The organism is Nesterenkonia sandarakina (assembly GCF_014138825.1).
Lineage (GTDB): Bacteria > Actinomycetota > Actinomycetes > Actinomycetales > Micrococcaceae > Nesterenkonia > Nesterenkonia sandarakina.
In genome coordinates this window covers 1,448,893-1,472,324 of record NZ_JACJIH010000001.1, presented here as the reverse complement: position 1 = coordinate 1,472,324, position 23,432 = coordinate 1,448,893, and the positions used below count along the sequence as shown (strand labels likewise).

Annotated in this window: 21 protein-coding genes and 1 tRNA gene; 18 read left to right on the top strand and 4 right to left on the bottom strand. The window is 67.1% G+C overall.

Annotation, left to right across the window (positions count from 1 at the left end; translation table 11 throughout):
• Positions 1-88: 88 nt before the first annotated feature.
• The 13 genes from HNR24_RS06695 (at position 89) to HNR24_RS06635 (ending at position 16,267) form a co-directional block, all read left to right on the top strand.
• Positions 89-1,612, top strand: coding sequence for an ABC transporter permease (locus HNR24_RS06695; protein ID WP_058888478.1), 1,524 nt, complete (start codon positions 89-91; stop codon positions 1,610-1,612).
• Complete coding sequence (locus HNR24_RS06690; RefSeq protein WP_083504788.1) at positions 1,609-2,778, top strand: ABC transporter permease; 1,170 nt, start codon at positions 1,609-1,611, stop codon at positions 2,776-2,778. Before HNR24_RS06695 ends, HNR24_RS06690 begins: the two co-directional genes overlap by 4 nt.
• Positions 2,778-4,523 carry an ABC transporter ATP-binding protein gene (locus tag HNR24_RS06685; RefSeq protein WP_182495387.1) on the top strand — a complete coding sequence of 582 codons (1,746 nt, stop codon included), beginning with the start codon at positions 2,778-2,780 and terminating at the stop codon, positions 4,521-4,523. The genes HNR24_RS06690 and HNR24_RS06685 overlap by 1 nt, the downstream gene beginning before the upstream one ends.
• A gap of 208 nt (positions 4,524-4,731) precedes the next feature.
• Complete coding sequence (locus HNR24_RS06680; protein ID WP_058888480.1) at positions 4,732-6,366, top strand: peptide ABC transporter substrate-binding protein; 1,635 nt, start codon at positions 4,732-4,734, stop codon at positions 6,364-6,366.
• 204 nt (positions 6,367-6,570) lie between these two features.
• The gene (locus HNR24_RS06675; RefSeq protein ID WP_058888481.1) at positions 6,571-7,497 is read left to right on the top strand and encodes an ABC transporter permease; all 927 of its coding nucleotides are present in this window, start codon (positions 6,571-6,573) and stop codon (positions 7,495-7,497) included.
• Entirely contained in the window at positions 7,490-8,428 is a 939-nt protein-coding gene (locus HNR24_RS06670; RefSeq protein WP_058888482.1) for an ABC transporter permease, read from the top strand. The genes HNR24_RS06675 and HNR24_RS06670 overlap by 8 nt, the downstream gene beginning before the upstream one ends.
• Before the next feature lie 13 nt (positions 8,429-8,441).
• Positions 8,442-9,545: an ABC transporter ATP-binding protein gene (locus HNR24_RS06665; RefSeq protein ID WP_058888483.1), complete on the top strand. Its 1,104-nt coding sequence runs from the start codon at positions 8,442-8,444 to the stop codon at positions 9,543-9,545.
• Positions 9,542-10,594 carry an ABC transporter ATP-binding protein gene (locus HNR24_RS06660; protein WP_058888484.1) on the top strand — a complete coding sequence of 351 codons (1,053 nt, stop codon included), beginning with the start codon at positions 9,542-9,544 and terminating at the stop codon, positions 10,592-10,594. The genes HNR24_RS06665 and HNR24_RS06660 overlap by 4 nt, the downstream gene beginning before the upstream one ends.
• A gap of 294 nt (positions 10,595-10,888) precedes the next feature.
• Positions 10,889-12,835 (top strand): translational GTPase TypA, encoded by a 1,947-nt coding sequence (gene typA, locus HNR24_RS06655; protein WP_058888485.1) that lies wholly within the window; start codon positions 10,889-10,891, stop codon positions 12,833-12,835.
• The gene (locus HNR24_RS06650) at positions 12,835-13,299 is read left to right on the top strand and encodes a hypothetical protein (protein ID WP_157075417.1); all 465 of its coding nucleotides are present in this window, start codon (positions 12,835-12,837) and stop codon (positions 13,297-13,299) included. The genes typA and HNR24_RS06650 overlap by 1 nt, the downstream gene beginning before the upstream one ends.
• 37 nt (positions 13,300-13,336) lie before the next feature.
• A complete protein-coding gene (fdxA, locus tag HNR24_RS06645) occupies positions 13,337-13,657 on the top strand; it encodes a ferredoxin (RefSeq protein WP_058888487.1) in 321 nt (106 codons plus the stop codon).
• A 38-nt stretch (positions 13,658-13,695) separates the two neighbouring features.
• Complete coding sequence (gene dapC, locus HNR24_RS06640) at positions 13,696-14,874, top strand: succinyldiaminopimelate transaminase (protein ID WP_182495386.1); 1,179 nt, start codon at positions 13,696-13,698, stop codon at positions 14,872-14,874.
• Between the two features lie 109 nt (positions 14,875-14,983).
• Positions 14,984-16,267 (top strand): citrate synthase, encoded by a 1,284-nt coding sequence (locus HNR24_RS06635; protein ID WP_058888489.1) that lies wholly within the window; start codon positions 14,984-14,986, stop codon positions 16,265-16,267.
• A 143-nt stretch (positions 16,268-16,410) separates the two neighbouring features.
• On the opposite strand, the gene HNR24_RS06630 is transcribed toward HNR24_RS06635, so the two are convergent.
• Positions 16,411-17,469, bottom strand: coding sequence for a hypothetical protein (locus HNR24_RS06630; protein ID WP_182495385.1), 1,059 nt, complete (start codon positions 17,467-17,469; stop codon positions 16,411-16,413).
• Between the two features lie 71 nt (positions 17,470-17,540).
• A complete protein-coding gene (dapD, locus tag HNR24_RS06625) occupies positions 17,541-18,494 on the bottom strand; it encodes a 2,3,4,5-tetrahydropyridine-2,6-dicarboxylate N-succinyltransferase (protein WP_182495384.1) in 954 nt (317 codons plus the stop codon).
• Positions 18,495-18,581: 87 nt separating this feature from the next.
• Here dapD and dapE point away from each other — a divergent pair, with 87 nt between their 5' ends.
• The 3 genes from dapE (at position 18,582) to HNR24_RS06610 (ending at position 20,999) form a co-directional block, all read left to right on the top strand.
• Positions 18,582-19,715: a succinyl-diaminopimelate desuccinylase gene (dapE, locus tag HNR24_RS06620; RefSeq protein ID WP_058888492.1), complete on the top strand. Its 1,134-nt coding sequence runs from the start codon at positions 18,582-18,584 to the stop codon at positions 19,713-19,715.
• A gap of 79 nt (positions 19,716-19,794) precedes the next feature.
• Positions 19,795-20,508 carry an SDR family oxidoreductase gene (locus tag HNR24_RS06615; protein WP_182495383.1) on the top strand — a complete coding sequence of 238 codons (714 nt, stop codon included), beginning with the start codon at positions 19,795-19,797 and terminating at the stop codon, positions 20,506-20,508.
• Positions 20,509-20,513: 5 nt separating this feature from the next.
• Positions 20,514-20,999 (top strand): GNAT family acetyltransferase, encoded by a 486-nt coding sequence (locus HNR24_RS06610; protein WP_182495382.1) that lies wholly within the window; start codon positions 20,514-20,516, stop codon positions 20,997-20,999.
• Positions 21,000-21,057: 58 nt separating this feature from the next.
• On the opposite strand, the gene HNR24_RS06605 is transcribed toward HNR24_RS06610, so the two are convergent.
• Positions 21,058-21,663 (bottom strand): LOG family protein, encoded by a 606-nt coding sequence (locus HNR24_RS06605; protein WP_310735399.1) that lies wholly within the window; start codon positions 21,661-21,663, stop codon positions 21,058-21,060.
• Between the two features lie 65 nt (positions 21,664-21,728).
• Between HNR24_RS06605 and HNR24_RS06600 the strand changes: the two genes are divergently transcribed.
• Together HNR24_RS06600 and purU are read left to right on the top strand one after the other, a co-directional pair.
• Positions 21,729-21,800: transfer RNA gene (locus HNR24_RS06600), tRNA-Asn, on the top strand.
• Between the two features lie 106 nt (positions 21,801-21,906).
• Entirely contained in the window at positions 21,907-22,782 is an 876-nt protein-coding gene (gene purU / locus HNR24_RS06595) for a formyltetrahydrofolate deformylase (protein WP_182495381.1), read from the top strand.
• Between the two features lie 123 nt (positions 22,783-22,905).
• On the opposite strand, the gene HNR24_RS06590 is transcribed toward purU, so the two are convergent.
• Entirely contained in the window at positions 22,906-23,355 is a 450-nt protein-coding gene (locus tag HNR24_RS06590) for an Hsp20/alpha crystallin family protein (protein ID WP_182495380.1), read from the bottom strand.
• Between the last annotated feature and the right edge of the window lie 77 nt (positions 23,356-23,432).

Here is a 23,432-nt window from a genome sequence, read left to right as displayed (position 1 = left end):
TAGACATCGGTGGGGTTCGACCCGGAAGAACTCCGGATCGAACCCCACCGATGCTTCGCCCACAGCTCGTGGAAGGTACAACCACCCCGTGTACAGCTATGTCCTCAAGCGTCTCCTCAGCGCCATCGCGGTGCTCTTCGGCGCCTCCCTGCTCGTCTTCGTCCTGGTGATCAACTCCGGGGATCCGCTCCAAGAGCTGCGTGAGTCCAATGCGGACAACGTGGAGTTCCTGATCCAGCAGCGGATCTCCTTCATGAATCTGGATGAGCCCTGGTACTCCCGATACTGGATCTGGCTCACCGGGATCGCCGGCTGCGCCGTGGGTGCCTGCGACTTCGGCACCAACATGAGTGGACAGGACGTCGGCGCGATGGTCGCGAACTCCGCGTCCTCCACACTGCGCCTGGTCTTCCTGGCCACCATCCTCTCGATCATCATCGGCATCCTCACCGGCATCGTCACCGCCATCAGGCAGTACTCCTCGCTGGACTACGCCGTCTCCTTCTTCGTCTTCCTCTTCTTCTCGCTCCCGGTCTTCTGGGCCGCGGTGCTGGCCAAGGACTGGATGGGCATCACGTACAACAATTGGCTGCGTGAACCGAACTTCACCTGGACGCAGATCATCATCGTCGCCGCCGTCGCAGCGATCCTGGTGCCGCTGATCATCGGCGGCTCCGCCCGACGTCGGCTGCTCACCGGGGCCGTGATGTTCGGCTTCGTCATGGTGGTCATGCCGGCGATGGACTCGATGAACTACGCCCGCGAACCCCGGCTGGGCCCGGCGGTCATCACCCTGCTCGGCATCGGACTGGCCTTCGGGCTGACCGCGCTGCTCTCCGGGCTGCGGAACCGGCGGGTGCTGTACTCCGCGCTGACCGTGGTCGGAATCGGCCTGGTCTCCTACTACGCCACCTTCTGGCTGCTGATCGACCCGCCCGGCGGCTGGCTGACCATCGCGGGACTGTTCCTGGTCACCATCGCCGTCGCCGTGCTGGTGGGCCGGACCATGGGAGGCCACGCCAAGGGTCAGGCCGTCGCCGTCAGCGTGATCACTGCCGCGCTGTTCGCGGTCATGGTCCTGCTGGATCACTTCATGCGGGCCTGGCCCGGGTTCCTGGGCCTGAAACCACGCCCAATCGCCACCATCGGGTCCTCCTCGCCGAACTTCAGCGGGGACTTCTGGGAGGTCGCCCTGGATCAGGGAACACAGCTGGTGCTGCCCACCACGATCCTGATGCTGGTCTCGGTGGCGACCTACACCCGGTACACCCGCAGCTCCATGCTGGAGGCCGTGAACCAGGACTACATCCGCACGGCACGCGCCAAGGGCGTCAACGAGCGCACGGTGGTCTTCAAGCACGCCTTCCGCAACTCGATGATCCCGCTGACCACGATCGTGGCCTTCGACTTCGCCGGTCTGATCGGCGGGGCCGTGGTCGTCGAGCAGGTCTTCGGCTGGTCCGGCATGGGCAACATGTTCGTGACCGGCCTGAGCAGCTCAGACCCCGCGCCCGTCATGGCGTTCACCCTCATCACCGGCGCCGCGGCGGTGCTGTTCAACCTGATTGCGGACCTCATGTATGCGGTCCTGGATCCGAGGATTAGAGTATGAGCCAGTCCACACCCCCCATCCCGCCCGAGGACGTGCGCAGCGCCGCCGAGGCCGAGGACGCCAAGCTTGCCAGCGCGCAGCGGTCCTACTCCCAGGGCCAGCTGGTCCGGCGCAGGTTCTTCGCGCATAAGCCGGCCGTGGTCTCCATGGCGGTGCTTGTGTTCATCATCCTGATCTCGATCACCTCGATCGGGTTCTCCGGACAGGGCACCGGCTGGTGGTCGAAGAGCTTCCTGTCCACCGGTCTCACCGTCGACGGCGGCCGGCCCACCATGTTCAACGACGGCTTCCTCGGTGAGCATCCCTTCGGCCAGGACAGCATCGGCCGGGACTATTTCGCCATGGTGATGCGCGGCACCCAGCAGTCGCTGCTCGTGGCCATAGGAGTGGCGCTGTCCTCCACCTTCCTCGGAGTGCTGGTCGGGGCGCTGGCCGGATACTTCCGCGGCTGGGTCGAGGCGGTGCTGATGCGTATCACCGATGTGGTCATCGTCGTCCCGCTGCTGGCCCTCGCCGCCGTCTTCGGCGCCTACGCCCAGGGCCTGCCCGGTGGCACGCTCACGTTGGCGCTCGCCATCGGCCTGGCCACCTGGACCGGCACCGCCCGTCTGGTCCGCGCGGAGATCCTCTCGCTGCGCGAGAAGGAATATGTCTCAGCCGCCGTCGCCATGGGCTCGCATCCGGCGCGGATCATCCTCAAGCACATGCTGCCCAACAGCATCGGGGTGATCGTGGTCAACGCCACCTTTGCCATCGCGGCTGCGATCCTGCTGGAGACCACGCTGTCCTACCTCGGATTCGGCGTGCAGGCCCCGGAGACCTCGCTGGGAGCCCTGATCCAGAACAACCAGAACGCCTTCACCACCCGGCCCTGGCTCTTCTGGTTCCCCGGGCTCTTCATCATCGCCATCGCGCTGAGCGTGAACTTCATCGGCGACGGCCTCCGGGACGCCATCGATCCGCGGCAGAAGCGTACCGGGGCCAGCCGGCCCGGCTGGCGGACCGCCTTCGGCCTGCTCGGCCGCTCCGCCGCCGAGGAGCGCTCGGGCAAGCAGGTCAGCGAGCTCTCCGGTGGGCCCACCCAGATGCAGCCGCCCGCCGGAATGGCCGACCACGGCCCAGACTTCGGGCATGATCCGACCGATGAGAAGAAGAGGGACTCCTGATGCCCGAACCAGTGCTGAGTTATAAGGACATCCGCGTCAGCTTCGCCACCGAGTTCGGCGATGTCGACGCCGTCAAGGGAGTCTCCTTCGAGGTCATGCCGGGTGAGGTGGTCGCCGTGGTCGGAGAATCCGGCTCCGGCAAGTCCGTCACCTCCTCCACGGCCATGGGGCTGCTGCCGGAGAACGCCACCGTCGAGGGTGAGGTGCTGCTCGAAGGTCGCAGCGTGCTGCAGATGTCCACCGCTGAGCTGCGCCGCCTGCGCGGCTCCGATATCAGCATGGTCTTCCAGGAGCCGATGACCGCGCTGAACCCGGTGCTGCGCGTGTCGGATCAGCTGGTGGAGGCGCTGCAGGTCCACGACGTGGCCTTCGGCGCAGACGCTCTGGAGAAGTCCGTCGAGCTGCTGGAGCGCGTAGGCATCCCCGATGCCCGGACCAAGATCCGGCAGTATCCGCACCAGTTCTCCGGAGGGCAGCGCCAGCGTATCGTGATCGCGATGGCGATCGCCTGCGGGCCCAAGGTGATCATCGCCGATGAGCCCACCACAGCACTGGATGTCACGGTGCAGGCCGAGATCCTGGATCTGCTGCGTGAGCTGAAGCAGGAGCTGAACACCGGCATCCTGCTGATCACGCACAACATGGGCGTGGTCGCGGACATGGCGGACCGCGTGGTGGTGATGCTCAACGGCGAGGTGGTGGAGACCGGACCGGTGACCAAGATCCTCGGCCACCCGGAGCACCCCTACACCCGTCGCCTGCTCGCGGCGATGCCGCTGCTGCGGGAGGCAGGGGACCCCGCGCTGGAGCAGGACCGAGAACGCGAGCGTGTCAGAGTCACCGAGCGTGCCATGCGTGAGAACAGCCCCGGCGCAACCGCTGGCGTGAGCACGGGCGCAGCTTCAGGTGCGGCTTCGGTTGCGCCTCCGGCGCTCGAGGCCAAGGATGTCGCGCTGGAGTACAAGTTCCGGCGCAAGGCGACTCGAGTGGTGCACGATCTGAACTTCACGGTGCAGCCCGGGGAGATCATGGGCCTGGTGGGGGAGTCCGGTTCGGGCAAGTCCACCGTGGCCAAGGCGGTGCTGGGCCTGCTCGACATCGCCGAAGGTGAGTTGCGCGTGCGCGGTGAGAACATGCCCACGCTTCCTGCCAAGCAGAAGAAGGCGCTCAAGCGGGAGATCGGCGTGGTGTTCCAGGACCCGGCCGCCTCGCTGGACCCACGATTCCCGATCGGTGACATCATCACCGAGCCGATGGTGGTGCACAAGGAGGGGGACAAGAACTCCCGCGCCGCCCGGGCCCGGGAGCTGCTGGATGCTGTCAGGCTGCCCTCCAGCGTGCTCAACCGCTACCCGCATGAGCTCTCCGGAGGTCAGCGGCAGCGCATCTCGATCGCCCGCGCGCTGACCCTGAATCCCACGCTGCTGATCGCCGACGAGCCCACCTCGGCCCTGGACGTCTCGGTGCAGGCCGCGGTGCTGGAGCTGTTCTCCGAGCTGCAGCAGCAGTACGGCTTCGCCTGTCTCTTCGTCAGCCATGACCTCGCAGTCGTGGACTCCCTGGCGCATAAGGTGCTGGTGATGCAGAAGGGACGCACCGTGGAGCAGGGGACCACCGATGAGGTGCTGCGTCATGCCCGGGAGTCCTACACCCAGCAGCTGCTGGCCGCGGCTCCGGTGCCGAACCCCGAGGTGCAGGCTCGGCGCCGGACCGAGCGCCAACGGCTGCTCGCCGCCCTGAGCTGAGCGCGCGAGCTGGGCGGTCGAGAAGTGCGCCCTGGAGCGCGCCTGGGCGGCAGGGAGTAGCACATGAAACACGGTCAGATGAACAGGACCTGAAACACAGCTGAAAAGTTGCCCTGCTAAACTCGCTCCCACAGGTGACCCACGCAACACACTCGCTGGGGTCGCCGTATGCCCAGAAAGCTCGCATCTTCTCGAGGAGTCATCGAATATGCACGTCAACAAGACATCCCGTCGCTCTCGCGCGACGGGCGCTGTCGCCGTGACCGCGGCCGCCACTCTGGCGCTCGCGGCCTGCGGCGGTGGCGACAATGGCGGCGCCGGCAACGGCGAAGCCGCTGAGGGCGTTGAAGGCGGCGGCACCGTCTCCGCCTACAACTGCGAACCCCAGTTCCTGGTCCCGGCGAACTCCACCGAGGTCTGCGGATCCTGGGTCCTGGGCTCGCTGTTCACCGGCCTGACCCAGACCGACTTCGACACCTACGAGCCCACTGCGGGCGTGGCGGAGTCTTGGGACACCGAGGACAACGTGACCTGGACCTTCACCCTGGGTGAGGATTGGACCTTCCACGACGGCGAAGAGATCACCGCGCAGACCTTCGTGGACACCTACAACTGGGCCGTTGATCCCGACAACGCGCAGCAGAGCGCCAACTTCTTCGACAACTTCCTGGGCTACCAGGAGGTCGTCGACGGCGACGCCGAGGAGATGGAAGGCGTCCGCGCGGTGGATGACTACACCCTCGAGATCGAGCTCACCGAGCCCTTCTCCCCGCTGCCCGACATGCTGACCTACACCGCCTTCTACCCTATGCCCTCGGTCGCCTATGACGACATCGAGGCTTTCGAGCAGGCTCCGGTCGGCAACGGTCGCTACATGATGGACGGCGAGTGGGAGCACGACCAGCAGATCTCGGTCAACCGCTACGAGGACTGGGCAGGGGAGAACCCGGGCCTTCCCGAGCGCATCGAATGGATGATCTACGCCGACGTCGACACCGCCTACCTGGACGTCCAGGCCGGCAACCTCGACATCCTCGACGCCGCCCCGCCGAACCGTCGCACCACCGTGGAGGCCGACTTCGGTGACAACGCGCAAGACTTCGACACCTCTGCCTTCACCTACCTCGGCTTCCCGCTGTACCAGGAGGAGTTCCAGGACGCCGATGTGCGCCACGCGCTCTCCATGGCGATCGATCGCCAGCTGATCATCGACAACATCTTCGACGGCGCCCAGACCCCGGCGGAGAACATCATTCCCCCGGACCTGATCGCGGGCAATGAGAACACCTGCGAGTTCTGCCAGTACGATCCTGAGGCAGCCGCAGAGCTCTATGAGGAGGCAGGCGGCCCCGATGAGCTGACCGTGTACTTCAACTCCGGCGCCGGTCACGAGGACTGGGTCGAGGCCGTGGCCAACCAGTGGCGCGACAACCTGGGCATCGAGGACATCACCTTCGAGTCCCTGGAGTTCGCCCAGTACCTGGGTCTGCACGATGAGCAGGAGATCACCGGACCGTACCGGCTGGGCTGGACGCTGTCCTACCCGAGCGCGCAGTACGCCATGGAGCCGATCTACTCCACCGGCGCTTCCTCGAACTACGCCGACTACTCCTCCGAGGAGTTCGACGACCTGATCAGCCAGGCCAATGCCGAGACTGATCCCGACACCGCGGCGGAGCTTTACACCGACGCCGAGGCGATCCTCCTCGAGGACATGCCGGTCATCCCGATGTGGTTCACCAACTACCAGGTCGTGCACAGCGACCGGATCGACGGCGAGTCCCTGTTCATGGATCAGGCCACCTTCACCCGCCTGGAGCAGGTGGTGGTGACCGAGGAGTAATCCTCACAGCCCACGGCAGAGGCGCGGCCTGCGCGAAGTCTTCGCAGGTCGCGCCTCTGCCGTGTCGGCAGCACAGGATTCTCAGAAATCCTGTCTGAGTCCCTATCATTGATCGCGGCGTCGCCCCCGGCTCAGGAGAAGACCTCTCCGCCGAGACAGACGCTCGGCGCACCCGCGCCATCACCCGCACCCACAAGGACAGCAATGACCCGCTATATCATTCGGCGTCTGCTCCAGTTCATCCCGGTCATCTTGATCTCCACGTTGATCGTCTATGCACTGGTCTTCGCCATTCCCGGTGACCCGATCCGGGCTCTGGCCGGAGACCGCCCGATGAGCGACGCCGTCAGGGAGACCCTGCGCGAGCAGTACAACCTGGATGACCCGTTCCTCGTCCAGTACTTCAAATACATCTGGGGCATCATCACCGCCCTGGACTTCGGCTCCACCTTCAACGGCCGCCCGGTCACTGACATCATCGAACAGCGGCTCCCGGTCACCGCGACCCTGGCCCTGGTCACCTTCGTGATCCAGACCATCATGGGCATCATCGCCGGCATCCTCGCCGCGCTCTACCGCGACCGGTTCTTCGACCGATTCGTGCAGGTCTCCACCGTGGCCATGGTGGCGCTGCCCACCCTGGTGATCGGCTTCCTGCTGCAGCTGATCTTCGGCTTGAACCTGGGCTGGTTCCCGATCGCCGGCGTCAACAACGGCCTCTCCAGCTACATCCTGCCGGCGCTGACCATGGCCGCGGTCTCCACCGGCATCCTGGCCCGGCTGGTGCGCAGCGAACTGCTGGACTCGCTGAAGTCTGACTATGTCCGCACCGCCACCGCCAAGGGCATGAAGCGCACCCGGGTGATCACCCGGCACGGGCTGCGCAACTCGCTGATCCCCGCGGTCACCTTCATCGGTGCGGATCTGGCCAGCATGATGGCCGGCTCCATCATCGTGGAGACGATCTTCAACCTCCCCGGGCTGGGCCAGCAGGTGTTCGCCTCCATCCAGGGGCAGGAGGGCACCGTCGTCGTCGGCATCGTGACCCTTTTCGTGCTCTTCTTCGTGGTGATCAACCTGATCGTTGATCTCCTCTATGGCCTTCTCGACCCAAGGATCCGTTATGAGTGAGATACACCGCCCCGAAGCGCGCGTGGAGCCGATCGACTCCACCCTGGAACCCGCAGGCGAACCGGCCAAGACCAAGAAGGTCGAAGAGGCGAGCCTGCTCGCCGACGCCTGGCGCTCGCTGCGCAGAAACCCCTGGTTCATCATCTCCGGGGTCCTGCTGGTGCTCTTCCTGTCCATGGCGATCTTCCCGCAGCTGTTCACCAGCACCGACCCGCGGGAGTGCCTGCTGGGACGCAGCCGCCAGGCACCCTCGGCGGAACACTGGTTCGGCACCGACATCCAGGGCTGTGACTACTACAGCCGGGTGATCCACGGCGCCCGGAACTCCATCGCGGTGGGCTTCATCGTGGCCATCGGCACCTTCATCATCGCTGTGGTGCTCGGCCTGGTGGCCGGCTACTTCGGCTCCTGGGTCGACGCCGTGATCTCCCGCTTCACCGACATGGTCTTCGCCGTGCCCTACATCCTGGGCGCACTGGTGTTCCTCAACGTGCTGGAGTCCCGCGGCGTCCGCGAGGTCGCCTTCGTGCTGATCATCTTCATGTGGCCCACCATGACGCGCCTGATGCGCGGTTCGGTGATCTCAGTGGTCAACTCCGAGTTCGTGCTCGCCGCCCGCGCCCTGGGCGCCGGCCCGATCACCATCATGCGTCGGCACATCCTGCCGAACTCGCTGGGACCGGTGATCGGCTACGCCACGGTCTTCACCGGGATCATCATCGGCGCCGAGGCGACGCTGACCTTCCTCGGCGTCGGCCTGCAGCTGCCCGCGATCTCCTGGGGGCTCCAGCTCTCCGACGCGCAGCCGTTCCTGCAGACCGTCCCGCACCTGCTGCTGTTCCCGGTGATCTTCGTCGGGCTCACGGTGTTTGCATTCATGACCATGGGCGACGCCATCCGCGACGCCCTTGATCCCAAATCCAAGAAGTGAAGGGCTGGATCTCATGACTGAATCCCAGACCTCGACCCGGTTCACCCCGGGAACCCGACCCGGCGATGCACCCCTGCTGGAGGTCAAGGACCTCCAGGTGGAGTTCCGCACCAAGGCCGGCGTGGCCAAAGCCATCAACGGGCTGAACTTCACCCTGCACGCGGGGGAGACCCTCGCGATCCTGGGTGAGTCCGGCTCGGGCAAGTCCGTGACCGCCCAGACCATCATGGGCATCCTGGACATGCCCCCGGGCCGGATCGCCGGCGGGGAGATCCGGTACCGCGGCGATGACCTGCTCACCATGGAGGAAGACTCTCGACGGAAGCTGCGCGGGGTCAAGATCGCCATGATCTTCCAGGATGCGCTCTCCTCGCTGAACCCGGTGCTCCCGGTGGGCTGGCAGATCGCGGAGATGTTCCGCGTGCACCGCGGGCTCAAGCGCAAGGAAGCCCGGGCCAAGGCCGTGGAGATGATGCAGCGCGTGGGGATCCCCGGCGCCGAGGAGCGTGCCGGGGACTTCCCGCACCAGTTCTCCGGCGGTATGCGCCAGCGCATCATGATCGCCATGGCCATCGCCCTGGACCCCGATGTGCTGATCGCCGATGAGCCCACCACCGCGCTGGACGTCACCGTCCAGGCCCAGGTGATGCGGCTGCTGAAGGATCTGCAGACCGAGTTCAACATGGGCCTGATCCTGATCACCCACGACCTCGGCGTGGTCGCCGACGTGGCAGACAAGATCGCGGTGATGTACTCCGGCCGCGTGATGGAGGCCGCCGACGTCTACGAGACCTACGGCAGGCCGGGACACCCCTACACCCAGGGGCTGCTGGCCTCGATCCCCAGGATCGACGACGAGGGCGGCCGGCTGCGCGCGATCTCCGGGCTGCCGCCGTCGCTGACCGATATGCCGCCGGGCTGCCCGTTCAACCCACGCTGCGAGTTCGCCACCGACCGCTGCACCACCGAACGTCCTGAGCTGCGCCTGGTCGCCGAGGGCCACCTCTCGGCCTGTCACTACGCCGAGGACGTCTACGCCGGCACCGCCACACGCACCCGCCGCCCGTCACCGACCGGCGCCGGGATGATCGCGATCTCACAGGAGGCACCCGAATGAGTCTCTCAGCACCCGCTGCGGCGGATCCGTTCGCGGAGAAGAAGTCCGTGCTCGAAGTCGACGGCCTGGTCAAGCACTTCCCGATCACCCAGGGCATCGTCTTCCAGCGCAAGGTCGGCGCGGTGAAGGCGGTGGACGGAGTCAGCTTCAACCTGCGCGAGGGCGAGACCCTGGGCATCGTGGGGGAGTCCGGCTGTGGCAAGTCCACCCTGGCGAAGCTGCTGATGCGCCTGGAGGAGCCCGACGCCGGCACCGTGAAGTTCCGCGGCGAGGACTTCCTCTCGGTCAAGGGCGATGAGCTGCGCCGGCTGCGTCGGAAGATCCAGATCATCTTCCAGGACCCCTACACCTCGCTGAACCCGAGGATGTCGGTGGGTGACATCATCGCCGAGCCGTTCAAGCTTCATCCGGAGGAGAAGCCCAAGCAGGGCATCCGGAACCGGGTCAAGGAGCTGCTGGACCTGGTGGGGCTGAACCCGGAGCACATCAACCGCTACCCGCACCAGTTCTCCGGTGGTCAGCGCCAGCGCATCGGGATCGCGCGCGGCCTGGCCCTGAACCCGGATGTGATCATCTGCGACGAACCGGTCTCCGCGCTGGACGTCTCGGTCCAGGCCCAGGTGATGAACCTGCTCGATGACCTGCAGAAGGAGTTCGGGCTCAGCTACATCTTCATCGCCCACGACCTCTCCGTGGTCCGGCACATCTCTGACCGGGTCGGTGTGATGTACCTGGGCAAGCTGGCGGAGCTGGGCACCCAGGACGAGATCTACACCGCTCCGGCGCACCCCTACACCCAGGCGCTGCTCTCCGCGGTGCCGCTGCCGGATCCCACCATGCGCGGGGCTCGGGAGCAGATCGTGCTGCAGGGGGATCCGCCGAACCCGGCCAACCCGCCTTCGGGCTGCCGCTTCCGCACCCGCTGCTGGAAGGCCACCGAGATCTGCGCCACCCAGGAGCCGGAGCTGATCTCCCGAGGTCAGATCACCCAGCTCGCAGCCTGCCACCACGCGGAGCAGAACGAGAAGGTCGTCCCCGCTCACGACTAGCCCGGCACACACCGGCGCTCTACATCCAGCGCTGTACACCCGGCGCGCGCCTCTGGGCGGGGGAGCACCCCGTCCGGAGGCGCTGTGCATGCCCGGGTGAGCAGGATCATTGCCGGTCTCGCGGCCCAAGGCCGTACACTTGAAAGGTGTGGTCGCGACACGGCGGTTTCGCCGCGCGCTCTGACCCACCCGAATCCACACTGTTGAACCCCGACGCGACCCGGACGAGTCACGCGATGACCTCGCCCGGGAACGACCGTCACACTCTCCTCTATGGAAGGCGTTGCCCCTCTTATGACCACTGCTGCCGCTCGTACACTTGCAGGCACTGACGAGCGCCAGGATCTGCGCAACGTCGCCATCGTCGCCCACGTCGACCACGGCAAGACCACTCTGGTCGATGCCATGCTCACCCAGACCAAGTCGGTCGGCGGCCACGGCGATCTCGAGGACCGGGTCATGGACTCCGGTGAGCTCGAGAAGGAGAAGGGCATCACGATCCTGGCCAAGAACACCACCGTGTTCTACTCCGGTCCGGCCGCCACCGCGCACGCCGGCATGGAGGAGGTCACCATCAACGTGATCGACACCCCCGGCCACGCCGACTTCGGCGGCGAGGTCGAGCGCGGCCTCTCCATGGTCGACGGCGTCGTGCTCCTCGTGGACGCCTCCGAGGGCCCGCTGCCGCAGACCCGCTTCGTGCTGCGCAAGGCACTGAACGCGCAGCTGCCGGTGATCCTGGTGGTGAACAAGACCGACCGCCCCGATGCCCGCATCGACGGCGTGGTCTCCGACACCATGGACCTGCTGCTCGGCCTGGCCTCCGACGTCGCCGAGGAGAACCCCGATCTGGACCTGGACTCCGTGCTGGACGTCCCGGTGGTCTTCGCCTCCGGCAAGGCCGGACGCGCCTCGAAGACTCAGCCCGAGGACGGCGGCCTGCCCGCGGGTGAGGATCTGGAGGCGCTCTTCGACACCATCCTGGAGCACGTCCCGGCACCGAAGTACGACGCCGAAGAGGTCCTCCAGGCGCACGTCACCAACCTTGACGCCTCGCCCTTCCTGGGCCGCCTGGCGCTGCTGCGCATCTTCAACGGCACGCTGAAGAAGAACCAGCAGGTCGCCTGGGCCCGCAAGGACGGCACCATGAAGACGGTGAAGATCACCGAGCTGCTCGCCACCAAGGGACTGGAGCGGGTCTCCGCAGACTCCGCCGGGCCCGGCGAGATCGTCGCCGTCGCGGGGATCTCCGACATCATGATCGGTGAGACCCTCACCGACCTGGAGACCCCCAAGCCGCTGCCGACCATCACCGTGGATGATCCCGCGATCTCCATGACCATCGGCATCAACACCTCCCCGATGGCCGGCCGGGTCAAGGGCGCGAAGGTCACTGCCCGCCAGGTCAAGGACCGTCTGGACAAGGAACTCATCGGCAACGTCTCGCTCAAGGTGTTTCCCACCGAGCGTCCTGACACCTGGGAGGTCCAAGGCCGAGGTGAGCTCGCCCTGGCGATCCTGGTCGAGCAGATGCGCCGCGAAGGCTTCGAGCTGACCGTGGGCAAGCCCCAGGTGGTCACCCGGGAGATCGACGGGAAGCTGCACGAGCCGATGGAGAACATGACCATCGACGCTCCGGACGAGTTCATGGGTGCGATCACCCAGCTCATGGCCGCTCGCAAGGGCACCATGACCACGATGACCAACAACGGCACCGGCTGGATCCGCATGGAGTTCCTGGTCCCGGCCCGCGGGCTCATCGGCTTCCGCACCAAGTTCCTCACCGACACCCGCGGCGCCGGAATCGCGTCTTCCTACGCGGCCGGCTACGAGCCGTGGAAGGGCCTGATCGAGTACCGCACCTCCGGTTCGCTGATCTCCGACCGCACCGGCACCGCGACCCCGTTCGCGATGATCAACCTGCAGGAGCGCGGCACCTTCTTCGTGGACCCGCAGGAAGAGGTCTACGAGGGCATGGTCGTCGGCGAGAACGCCCGCCACGACGACATGGAGGTCAACATCACGAAGGAGAAGAAGCTCACCAACATGCGTGCAGCCTCGGCAGACTCCTTCGAAGGCCTGACCCCTCCGACCAAGCTCACCCTCGAGGAGTCCCTGGAGTTCGCCAACGAGGACGAGTGCGTCGAGGTCACCCCGGACTCGATCCGGATCCGCAAGGTCATCCTGAACTCCTCCGAGCGCATGCGTGACTCACGCAAGAAGAAGAGCGCCTCGCAGTAATGACGGCACCGCACCAGACCGCGGCACCCGCGCGGAGAAGCTCACGGCGACCAGCGCTGCTGGGCGTGTGCTTCTCCGCCGGACTGGTGCTCGGGATCCTGGGCACCCTGCTGCACGGGAACATCCTGGTACTGGGCTCCACCGAGACCGGCACCGTGCTGCCCTGGGGCGCCGCCCTGGCCCTGCTGATGTGCCTGATGGCGCAGCTCTGGGCCGGGCTGAAGAGCGGCTCGCTGGCCGAGCCGGTGCTGATGGGAGCGACCACCTTCACAGTGGCCACGATCGCCTACCTCTGGCCAGGACCTGACCAGCTGGTGGTGCCCTACAGCCCGGAGGCCATGGCGCTGCTGCCCGGTCCCACGCTGGCCTCGCTGATCTGGTGGCTGGGCTCCGCGACGGTCACCCTGGTCGCCATGGTCCTCGTCAAGTGGATCGTGGTGCGGGACCGCGCCGCATCTCGCTAGACTCTAGTTACGCACCCGTAGAGAGACTGAGGAGTCCATGACGTACATCATCGCCCTTCCTTGCGTGGATCTGAAGGACAAGGCCTGCATCGATGAATGCCCCGTGGACTGCATCTACGAGGGTGAGCGCATGCTCTACATCCACCCGGACGAGTGCGTGGACTGCGGCGCCTGTGAGCCGGTCTGCCCGGTGGAGGCCATCTACTACGAGGACGACACCCCGGAGCAGTGGTCCGAGTACTACCGCGCCAACGTCGAGTTCTTCGACGAGGTCGGTTCCCCCGGCGGAGCCGCCAAGGTCGGACTGATCCCCAAGGACCACGAGATCGTGGCAGCCCTGCCGCCGCAGCAGCAGTGACCCCGCAGCACTGATCACCGACCCCCGCGGAGGCACCGATGCTCACTCTTTCCGAGTACCCCTGGGACGCGATGGCTCCCTATCTGGAGAAGGCCCAGCGGCACCCCGAGGGAGTCGTCAACCTCTCCATCGGCACCCCGGTGGACCCCACTCCTGAGGTCATCCAGGCGGCGCTCACCGCGGCTGCCGATGCCCCTGGCTATCCCACCACCCACGGCACGCGCACGCTGCGCGAATCCATCTCGGCCTGGTTCGCCCGGCGCCGTGGGGTCACCGGGCTGGACCCGGAGCACATCCTGCCCACTGTGGGCTCCAAGGAGCTCGTCGCCTGGCTGCCCACCCTGCTGGGACTCGGCGCCCGCGCCGGGGCCGGAGCCGCCGACGTCGTGCTCCGCCCGCTGGTGGCCTACCCGACCTATGACATCGGCGCGCAGATCGCCGGTGCCACCCCGCTGGCCACCGATGATCCGCTCGGCCTCGACGAAGAGACGCTGCAGCGGGTGAAGCTGATCTGGATCAACTCACCCTCGAACCCCACCGGTGCGGTGGCCGGGGTGAAGTGGATGCGTCAGGTGGTCGCGCTGGCGCGCCGGATCGGCGCCGTGGTCGCCTCCGACGAATGCTACGCCGAGCTGCCCTGGGAGGTCGCCGGGGATGACGTCCCCTCGGTCCTGGATCCGCGGGTCTGCGGAGTGCACCCGGAGACCGGGGAGCCCGATCACCGGGGTCTGCTGGCGGTGTACTCGGCCTCGAAGCAGTCCAACATCGCCGGATACCGTGCCGCCTTCGCCGCTGGCTGCCCGGAGCTGATCCACGGGCTGATCAACACCCGCAAACACGCCGGGATGATCGTGCCTGCCCCGATCCAGGCCGCGCTGACCGCGGCACTGGACGACGACGCCCACGTCGCCGCCCAGCGGGAGATCTACCGCCGGCGTCGTGCACTGCTGGTGCCGGCCCTTGAAGCCGCCGGGCTGCAGATCGAGAAGTCCCACGCCGGGCTTTACCTGTGGTGCCGCGCCGCCGGCCCGCAGGAGACGGCGCCGGCTGCCCGCAGCGCAGAGGACACCTGGGCGCTGGTGGAGCAGATGGCGCAGCGCGGGATCCTCGTCGGGCCCGGGGTCTTCTACGGGGAGCAGGGCAACGGTTACATCCGGGTGGCGCTGACCGCCACCGATGAGCGGATCGCCGCCGCCGCACAGCGGCTCACCGCCTGAGCTGGGGGATTGACTCGAACCGGGTGAACCAGGACACAACTGGCAACCGACGGTGACCAGACGGTAGGTTTGTCATGATGTCCCCCGAGTGTGTCTGATAAGGAGACCCATGACTGAGCAGACCTCTGCCCGCCTGAATTATCAGGGGGGAGATCTGGAACTACCCGTGCAGTCCGCGGTGGAGGGCAATGTCGGTCTCGATATCGCGCCCCTGCTGAAGACCACCGGAGCCGTCACCTATGACCCCGGCTTCATGAACACCGCCAACGCGAAGTCTGCGATCACCTACATCGACGGCGATGCTGGCATCCTGCGCTACCGCGGCTACCCGATCGAACAGCTCGCCGAGCACTCCAGCTTCCTCGAGGTCTCCTACCTGCTGATCTACGGCGAGCTGCCCACCCAGCAGCAGCTCACCGACTTCGACAACGTCACCCGTCGGCACACCCTGCTCCACGAGGAGCTGCGCGACTTCTTCGGCGGCTTCCCCCGCGACGCGCACCCGATGCCGGTGCTCTCCTCCGCGGTCTCCGCGCTCTCCACCTACTACCCGGACTCGCTGGATCCTTTCAACAAGGACCACGTGGAGCGCTCCACCTACCGGATGCTCGCGAAGGTGCCCACCATCGCGGCCTACGCGTATAAGAAGTCCATCGGTCAGCCGATGCTCTACCCGGACAACAACCTCACCCTGGTGGAGAACCTGATCCGCGGCTGCTTCGGCGTGCCGGCCGAGCAGTTCGAGCTGGACCCGGACATGGTCAAGGCCCTGGACACGCTGCTGATCCTGCACGCGGACCACGAGCAGAACTGCTCCACCTCCACCGTGCGCCTGGTGGGGTCCTCGCAGGCGAACCTCTTCGCCTCGGTCTCCGCCGGGATCAACGCGCTCTACGGCCCCGCCCACGGCGGCGCCAACGAGGCCGTGCTGGGGATGCTGCGCCAGATCCAGTCCGGTGACGTCAGCCCGGAGGCCTTCATGGAGAAGGTCAAGAACAAGGAGGCCGGCGTCCGCCTGATGGGCTTCGGGCACCGGGTCTACAAGAACTACGACCCGCGCGCCCGGGTGGTCAAGGGCCTCGCCGATGACCTGCTGGCCAAGCTCGGCGGCGACGACGAGCTCTTCGACATCGCCCAGCGCCTGGAGCAGAAGGCACTGGAGGACGACTACTTCATCGAGCGCAAGCTCTACCCGAACGTGGACTTCTACACCGGGCTGATCTACAAGGCCATGGGCTTCCCGGAGAAGATGTTCACGGTGCTCTTCGCGCTGGGCCGGCTCCCTGGCTGGATCGCCCAGTGGCGCGAGATGATCGAGGATCCCTCCACCAAGATCGGTCGGCCCCGCCAGCTCTACATCGGCGAGCCGGAGCGGAACTACCCCGGAGCCTGACCCTCCGCCCACCCCTCCTTCGTTGAGCGGCGGATTCTGCGAGCAGTTGATGGCCTTTACGGCCCAAGCTGTTCGCAGAATCCGCCGCTCTACGTTTTTGACGGGGCGGTGTTTTCGGAGGGGCGGTGCTTCTGGCGGGGCGGTCAGCGCCGGGAGAAGCCGATCACCACGGCGTCCTCGCTGACCGACTCCACCCGTTCCCAGCGGCCGGAGTCGCGGTGCCACTGGTAGGCCCCCGCGTGGACCGACTGCACCCCGTAGGTCTCCGCGGCGGCCACGGCCCACTGCGCGAGCAGCCACTCCGGCTCGCTGCGTTCGGTCGCGGCGTCCTCGGAGTCCTCCTCAGAGCTCGCCTCGGTGGCCCCGGCGTCGTCCTCGACGTCGCTGACCGAGACCCGCACGATGGCCGACTCGCCGGAGCCTGCCACGGCCACCGCCTCGGCTCCGAGCATGCCGGAGAGTGCGCCCTCCAGCTCCCCGCGCAGGCCCTCGGCGTCGGGGCCCGGGACATCGATCTGGCTGAGCTGGCAGGTCATCACCATCGGCTGCACCCCGGTGAGCGGACGCGCGAAGGCCCGCGCCAGCTCCTCGTGCTGCGGATAGAACGTCGGATTCTGCGGCCGCCCCAGCGCCTCGGCAGATTCCTCCATCCCCAGCTCAGGTGACCATGCCAGCTCGCCCTCGCCTTCGCCGTCGCGACTCTCCACCAGGCGTGAGTAGAAGTCCTCGGCGGTTCTCGGGGTGGAGCTGGTGGCGCTCACGGCATCCCACTGTGGTCCGCCGTCGGCGAAGAGCACCGGCGCCGGGGAGGACTGCTCCGAGTCGCCTTCCTCAGCCTCAGCGTCCTCCTCCGCTGGCTGGGCCGTGGGGCCCGCACGGTTCTCCAGATCGGTCTCCTGGAGTGAGATCGCGATCGCGTCGGTGGCCGCCTGCACCGGCAGCTCCCGCTCTGCGGCGGCGGCGGCCAGATGCGCCGCAGAGTAGGTCTGCCCCGGGGTGAGCCGATGCTCCACCTCGCCCACCGTCACCGAGCAGCGTTCATCGAGGAGGTACTCGTTCTCCTCGATGAACTGCCAGGCCCCGTAGCCGGTGGCGCCTACGGCGGCGGCGACCACGGTGATCGCCGCAACGGCCTTGACTCGGCGACGGCGTCGGTAGACGGTGCGGGTGACGGTGATGGGGCGATCAGCGCGCGGGCTCATCGAGGACCTCTCGGTTCAGGGGCTGCGTGGGCGCGACGGCGTGCCCGTTCCACGGTGCCTGGACGGGCTGATCAGTTGCGGTGCAGGGCGGCGTTGAGCTCGACCTTCTGGCCCTTGCGCGGGACGGCCTGAACGGCGCCGGTGAGCGAGTCGCGGCGGAAGAGCAGGTTCGGCACGCCGGAGAGAGCGGAAGCCTTCACGGTCTCCATCACGGTGCGGTCATCGGCGAGCACCGAGACCTTGGTGCCGGCGGTGACGTAGAGCCCGGCCTCGATCACGCAGTCGTCCCCGACCGAGATCCCCACACCGGAGTTCGCGCCGAGCAGCACACGCTCGCCCAGGGTGATCTTCTCCCTGCCGCCTCCGGAGAGGGTGCCCATGATGGACGCGCCGCCGCCGATGTCGGTGCCGTCGCCGACCACGACTCCGGCGGAGATGCGTCCCTCCACCATGGAGGTGCCCAGGGTGCCGGCGTTGAAGTTCACGAAGCCTTCGTGCATCACGGTGGTGCCCTCGGCCAGGTGTGCGCCCAGGCGCACCCGGTCCGCGTCGCCGATGCGCGCACCCGAGGGGGTGACGTAGTCCACCAGGCGCGGGAACTTGTCGATCGAGTGCACGCTGACGTGCCCGCGGGCGCGCAGCTTCAGCCGGGTGGTCTCGAACCCGGCCACCGCGCAGGGGCCGAAGTTGGTCCAGACCACGTTGCTCAGGTGCCCGAAGATGCCGTCGAGGTTGATGCTGCGCGGGGTGACCAGACGGTGGGAGAGCAGGTGCAGACGCAGCCACACATCGGAGGTGGAGCTCGCCTCGGAGTCCAGATCCGACTCCACGGAGACCACCTCGGTGGTGACGCCGCGCTCGGGATCCGTGCCGGTGGCGGCCTGCAGCGAGGCGATCAGCTCGGCGTCATCGTTCTCAGACAGGGGGGTCATCACCGGGCGCGGGAACCAGGTGTCCAGGACGGTGCCGTCGGTGGTCACCGTGGCGAGGCCATGGCCGGATGCAGTTCGATTCTCAGTGCTCATGACACCATCCTACTTTTTCCTGTGCCGGAGCCCAGGGCTTCGGGCATGCGGGTCCCCGCCGAGGTGGGGTTCGCCTAGGCTGAACGGATGGATATCCGCGCTCTGCTCTCCGGCGACGTCGCCGCGCTCACCGAGGCGATCATCGGCTGCGAATCTGTCTCCGGCAATGAGAAGGCCCTGGCTGACGCCGTGGAATCGGCGCTGCAGGACCTCGGCGGCCTGAGTCTGCACCGCGACGGGGACACGATCATCGCGCGCACCGAGACCGGTGCCGGGCAGCGGATCATCCTGGCCGGGCACCTGGACACCGTCCCGCTGCCGAGCACCCCGGGTTCTCGCGGCACGGTCCCGCCGAGCTGGGAGCAGATCGACGGCGAGCAGGTGCTCTACGGCCGCGGCGCCACCGACATGAAGGGCGGCGTGGCGGTGCAGCTGAAGCTGGCCGACGACGTCGCCGCTCACCTGGCCGCGGGCGGGTCCCTGGACCGCGACATCACCTGGGTCTTCTACGACCACGAGGAGGTCGAGGCCAGCAAGTCCGGGCTCGGTCGGGTGATGCGCAGCGTGCCGGAGCTGCTGGACGGGGACTTCGCGGTGCTGCTGGAACCTACCCACGGGGTGGTCGAGGGTGGGTGCAACGGCACCTGCCGCTTCGAGGTCACGATCCCGGGGGTCGCCGCGCATTCCGGACGCGCCTGGATGGGGGAGAACGCGATCCACGGCACCGCCGGGCTGCTGCAGGTCTTGAGCGACTACACGCCGCAGACCATCACGGTGGAGGGCCTGGACTACCGCGAGGGGCTCAACGCGGTCCGCATCCGCGGCGGGGTGGCCGGAAACGTCATCCCGGATTCCACCGTGGTGGAGATAAACTACCGCTTCGCCCCGGACAAGACCGAGGAGCAGGCCCACGCCCACGTCCGCGAGGTCCTCGCCGAAGCCGGGATCAGCGCAGACCAGCAGAAGGTCACGGACAGCTCAGCGGCCGCGCGCCCCGGGCTGGACCATCCGGCGGCCCAGGCGTTCATCGACGCCGTGGGAGGGGAGCCGATGCCGAAATACGGCTGGACCGATGTGGCACGCTTCTCCGCGCAGGGAGTCCCCGCCGTGAACTTCGGTCCCGGGGATCCGCTGCTGGCCCACTCCGATGATGAACACGTCACCGCGCAGGCGCTGCGGGACTGCCACACGGCGCTGCACCGCTGGCTGCTGGGAGGCTGAACCGCGGAGTCAGAGGTGCACGGCTGAGCGCCGGTCGCGTGCCGGGTGAGCGCCGGGACGGATCCTCTAGGCTGATCTCATGACCGAGAAGCAGACCTCCAGCACCCGTCCAGTCGCCCTGATCACCGGAGCCTCCCGCGGCATCGGCAAGGCCATCGCCGAAGATCTCGGCCGCGACCACCACATCCTGGTCGGCGGGACCAACCCGGAGACCGTGGACGCCGTGGTGCAGGCCCTGCCCAGCGCGGAGCCGTTCCTGGTGGATCTGACCGATCTCGAGGCCATCGCCCCGGCGCTGGAGAAGGCCGCGCTCACCCGGCTGGACGTGATGGTCCACTCCGCCGGGCTGGCCTGGATGAACCCGGTGGGGGAGAGCTCCCCGGCCCAGTTCCAAGAGATGTTCACGGTCAACGTCTTCGCCGTCGCCGAGCTGACCCGCGCCGGGCTGCCGCTGCTGCGCGAATCCTCCGGGCAGGTGCTCAGCATCAACTCCGGCGCCGGATTCACCGCCGGACCCGGGAGCTCGATGTACTCCGGGACCAAGTTCGCGCTGCGCGCGCTCACCGACGCGCTGCGTGAGGAGGAGCGCGGCCGGATCAAGGTCACCTCGATCCACCCCGGCCGGGTGGACACAGATATGCAGGTCGCACTCCAGCACTCCATGGGCAACCAGAATTACGACGGCGGCATCTACATCTCCCCACAGGCCATCGCCGAGGCGGCGCGCACCGTGGTGGACATGGAGGACGCCTCGATGGTGGAGAGCATCTCCATCCGCCCGGTCCAGAAGTGACCGATATGCACGTCATCGAGCTGCCCGAGGAGCTCATCGATGCCGCCGCGGATCTCTGGCACCAGGCTGGGCTCACCCGACCCTGGAACGACCCGCACGAGGACTGCCGGCGAGCCCTCACCGGGGAAGAGTCCACGGTGCTCGCCGCGCTCGACGCCGCAGGTCGGCTCTCCGGCACGGTGATGGTGGGCCAGGACGGACACCGCGGCTGGATCTACTACCTCGCCCTGGACTCCCGGCAGCAGGGCCAGGGTCTTGGCAAGTTGCTGCTCGCCGGGGCCGAGGACTGGCTGCGTCAGCGCGGAGTGCCCAAGCTGATGCTCATGGTTCGGCAGGAGAACGCTGAAGTCCAGGACTTCTACCGGGAACTGGGCTACACCGACCAGGACACGGTGGTGCTGGGCCGCTGGCTGGACACCGAGCTTCAGGCCGGGCTCGAGGCGGGGAGCGAGACCGAGGTCGGTGCGAGGGAGCCCCAGCCAGAGGGTTGAGTTCCGGGGGCTGAGTCTCCTGGACTGAGTCCCCAAGGCTGAGTCTCTCGGGCGGAGGTCAGTGTCCCGCGGGAGGCGTCCAGGCACGCAGCTGGGAGATCAGATCCTGCGGGTCCGCGCTGATCACCAGTGCCTCCCGGCGCCAGGCGGACATGAAGCCCTCGTCGACCATGTGATCGACCATCGCCAGCAGCGGATCCCAGAAGCCCTTGACGTTGTAGAGGCCCACCGGCTTGTTGTGCAGCCCCAGGTACTGCCAGGTCCAGACCTCGAAGAACTCCTCGAGTGTGCCCATGCCGCCGGGCAGCGCGATGAAGCCGTCGCCGAGCTCCGCCATCCGGGATTTCCGGGTGTGCATATCCTCAACGATCTCCAGCGAGGTCAGGCCGTGGTGGCCCACCTCGCGGCCGATGAGCACCTCAGGGATGATCCCGTGCACCTCACCGCCGGCCTCCAAGGCGGCGTCGGCGATCTGCCCCATCAGCCCGACCTTGCCTCCGCCGTAGACCACGCTGATCTCCGCGCCCGCCAGCGCGGTGCCCAGGCGGCGGACCTCCTCGGTGTAGTCCAGGTCGGCCCCGGAGGCGGAGCCGGTGAAGACCGTGAGAGCATGGAACCGAGGGGCAGGGGCGGATGCTGGGGTGTCCAGTGAAATAGAGGTCACAGCTCTATAGTTCCACAGCGATTTCACAGCCACCGGGATCCCCTGCTAGACTTTTTCAGTCGCAATCCTCCATAGCTCAACGGCAGAGCACTCGACTGTTAATCGAGCGGTTGTTGGTTCGAATCCAACTGGGGGAGCAGATCCGCCCTCGCCCTCACGGGCGGGGGCGTTTTTCATGCCATAGTGTTTTTCCTGCGAGGCTGTCCTGCGGCCCTGACCTGCTGAATCTGATTCGGAGACTAGATGCGCGCCCCTGAGACGAAGAACCATGACATTGCCCGGCTGATCATCTCCTGCCCGGATCAGCCGGGGATCGTGGCGGCGGTCTCGGAGCTGATCGCGGAGGTCGGCGGCAACATCATCAGCCTGGACCAGTACTCCACCGGGGTGGAGGAGGGGCGCTTCTTCCAGCGCACTGTGTTCCACCTGCCCGGCCTGGCTGCGGCCAAGCCCGCGGTGGAGGAGGCGATCCGGACCAAGCTGGCGGACCGCTTCTCCATGGAGTATTCGCTGACCGCGGCGGATCAGCCCAAGCGGGTGGCGATCTTCGCGTCCAAGACCGACCACTGCCTGCTGGATCTGCTGTGGCGGCACCGCCGGGGTGAGATCCCGATGGACATCGTCATGGTGATCTCCAACCACGCCGACCTGGCTGAGGATGTCCGGCCCTTCGGGATCCCGTACTTCCACGTGCCGGTGGTCAACGGGGACAAGGCGGCAGCCGAGGCCCGGCACCTGGAGCTGCTGCAGGGCAATGTCGACATGATCGTGCTCGCCCGGTACATGCAGATCATCTCCGAGGACTTCCTCGAGCAGGTGGGCGCTCCGGTGATCAACATCCACCACAGCTTCCTGCCCGCCTTCATCGGGGCCGGGCCCTACCAGAAGGCAGCTGACCGGGGGGTCAAGCTCATCGGCGCCACGGCCCACTACGTGACCAAGGAGCTCGACGAGGGCCCGATCATCGAACAGGACGTCATCCGGGTCTCACACAGCGACGACGTCGCCCAGCTCACCCGCTTCGGCGCCGACGTCGAACGCGCCGTGCTCTCGCGTGCCGTGAAGTGGCACTGCGAAGACCGCGTGATCCGCAACGGCGGCACCACCATCGTCTTCTAGCGCCTCTTCCCTCTCTGCCCCCCTCCCTCCGCTGAGGGGCGGATTCTGCGACTAGTTAGGGCCTTTCCGCCCATGAATCAGCCGTAGAATCCGCCCCTCAACGGAAAAGGGGGTGGGGGAGGGTCAGGATTCGATCTTCTTCTCGCGCTCGGTCGAGGAGATAGTGATCTTGCGCGGCTGTTCGGTGGCGTAGACCCCGGTCACGCGGACCGTGAGGACACCGGATTCGTAGCTCGCGGAGATCGCGTCGCTGGAGACCTCTCCCGGAAGGGTGACGGTGCGGGAGAAGGACCCGTAGCGCACCTCGCGCAGCCCCTCGGCCTCGGTCTCGCTGCGGCGTTCACCGGAGACGGTCAGCGTGCGGCCAGTCAGCTCCACCGCGACATCCTTCTCCGGGTCGACGCCGGGGAGATCCGCGCGCAGCACCAGGTCCTCGCCGTCGCGATGCGCGTCGACCGCCGGGACGAATCCGGCCTGCCGCTGCGCGGCGTCCATCGAGGGGGCCCGGACGGAACGGAACACGTCGTCGATCAGGGCGAAGGGGTCCAGGCGGGTCAGAGAGTTGTTGATCACAGCAATCAGCTCCTTGTACTCATTGCTCTATGGGGACAGGTATAGCGCCTTGCGGCATGGGTTCCAACGGAACCCGG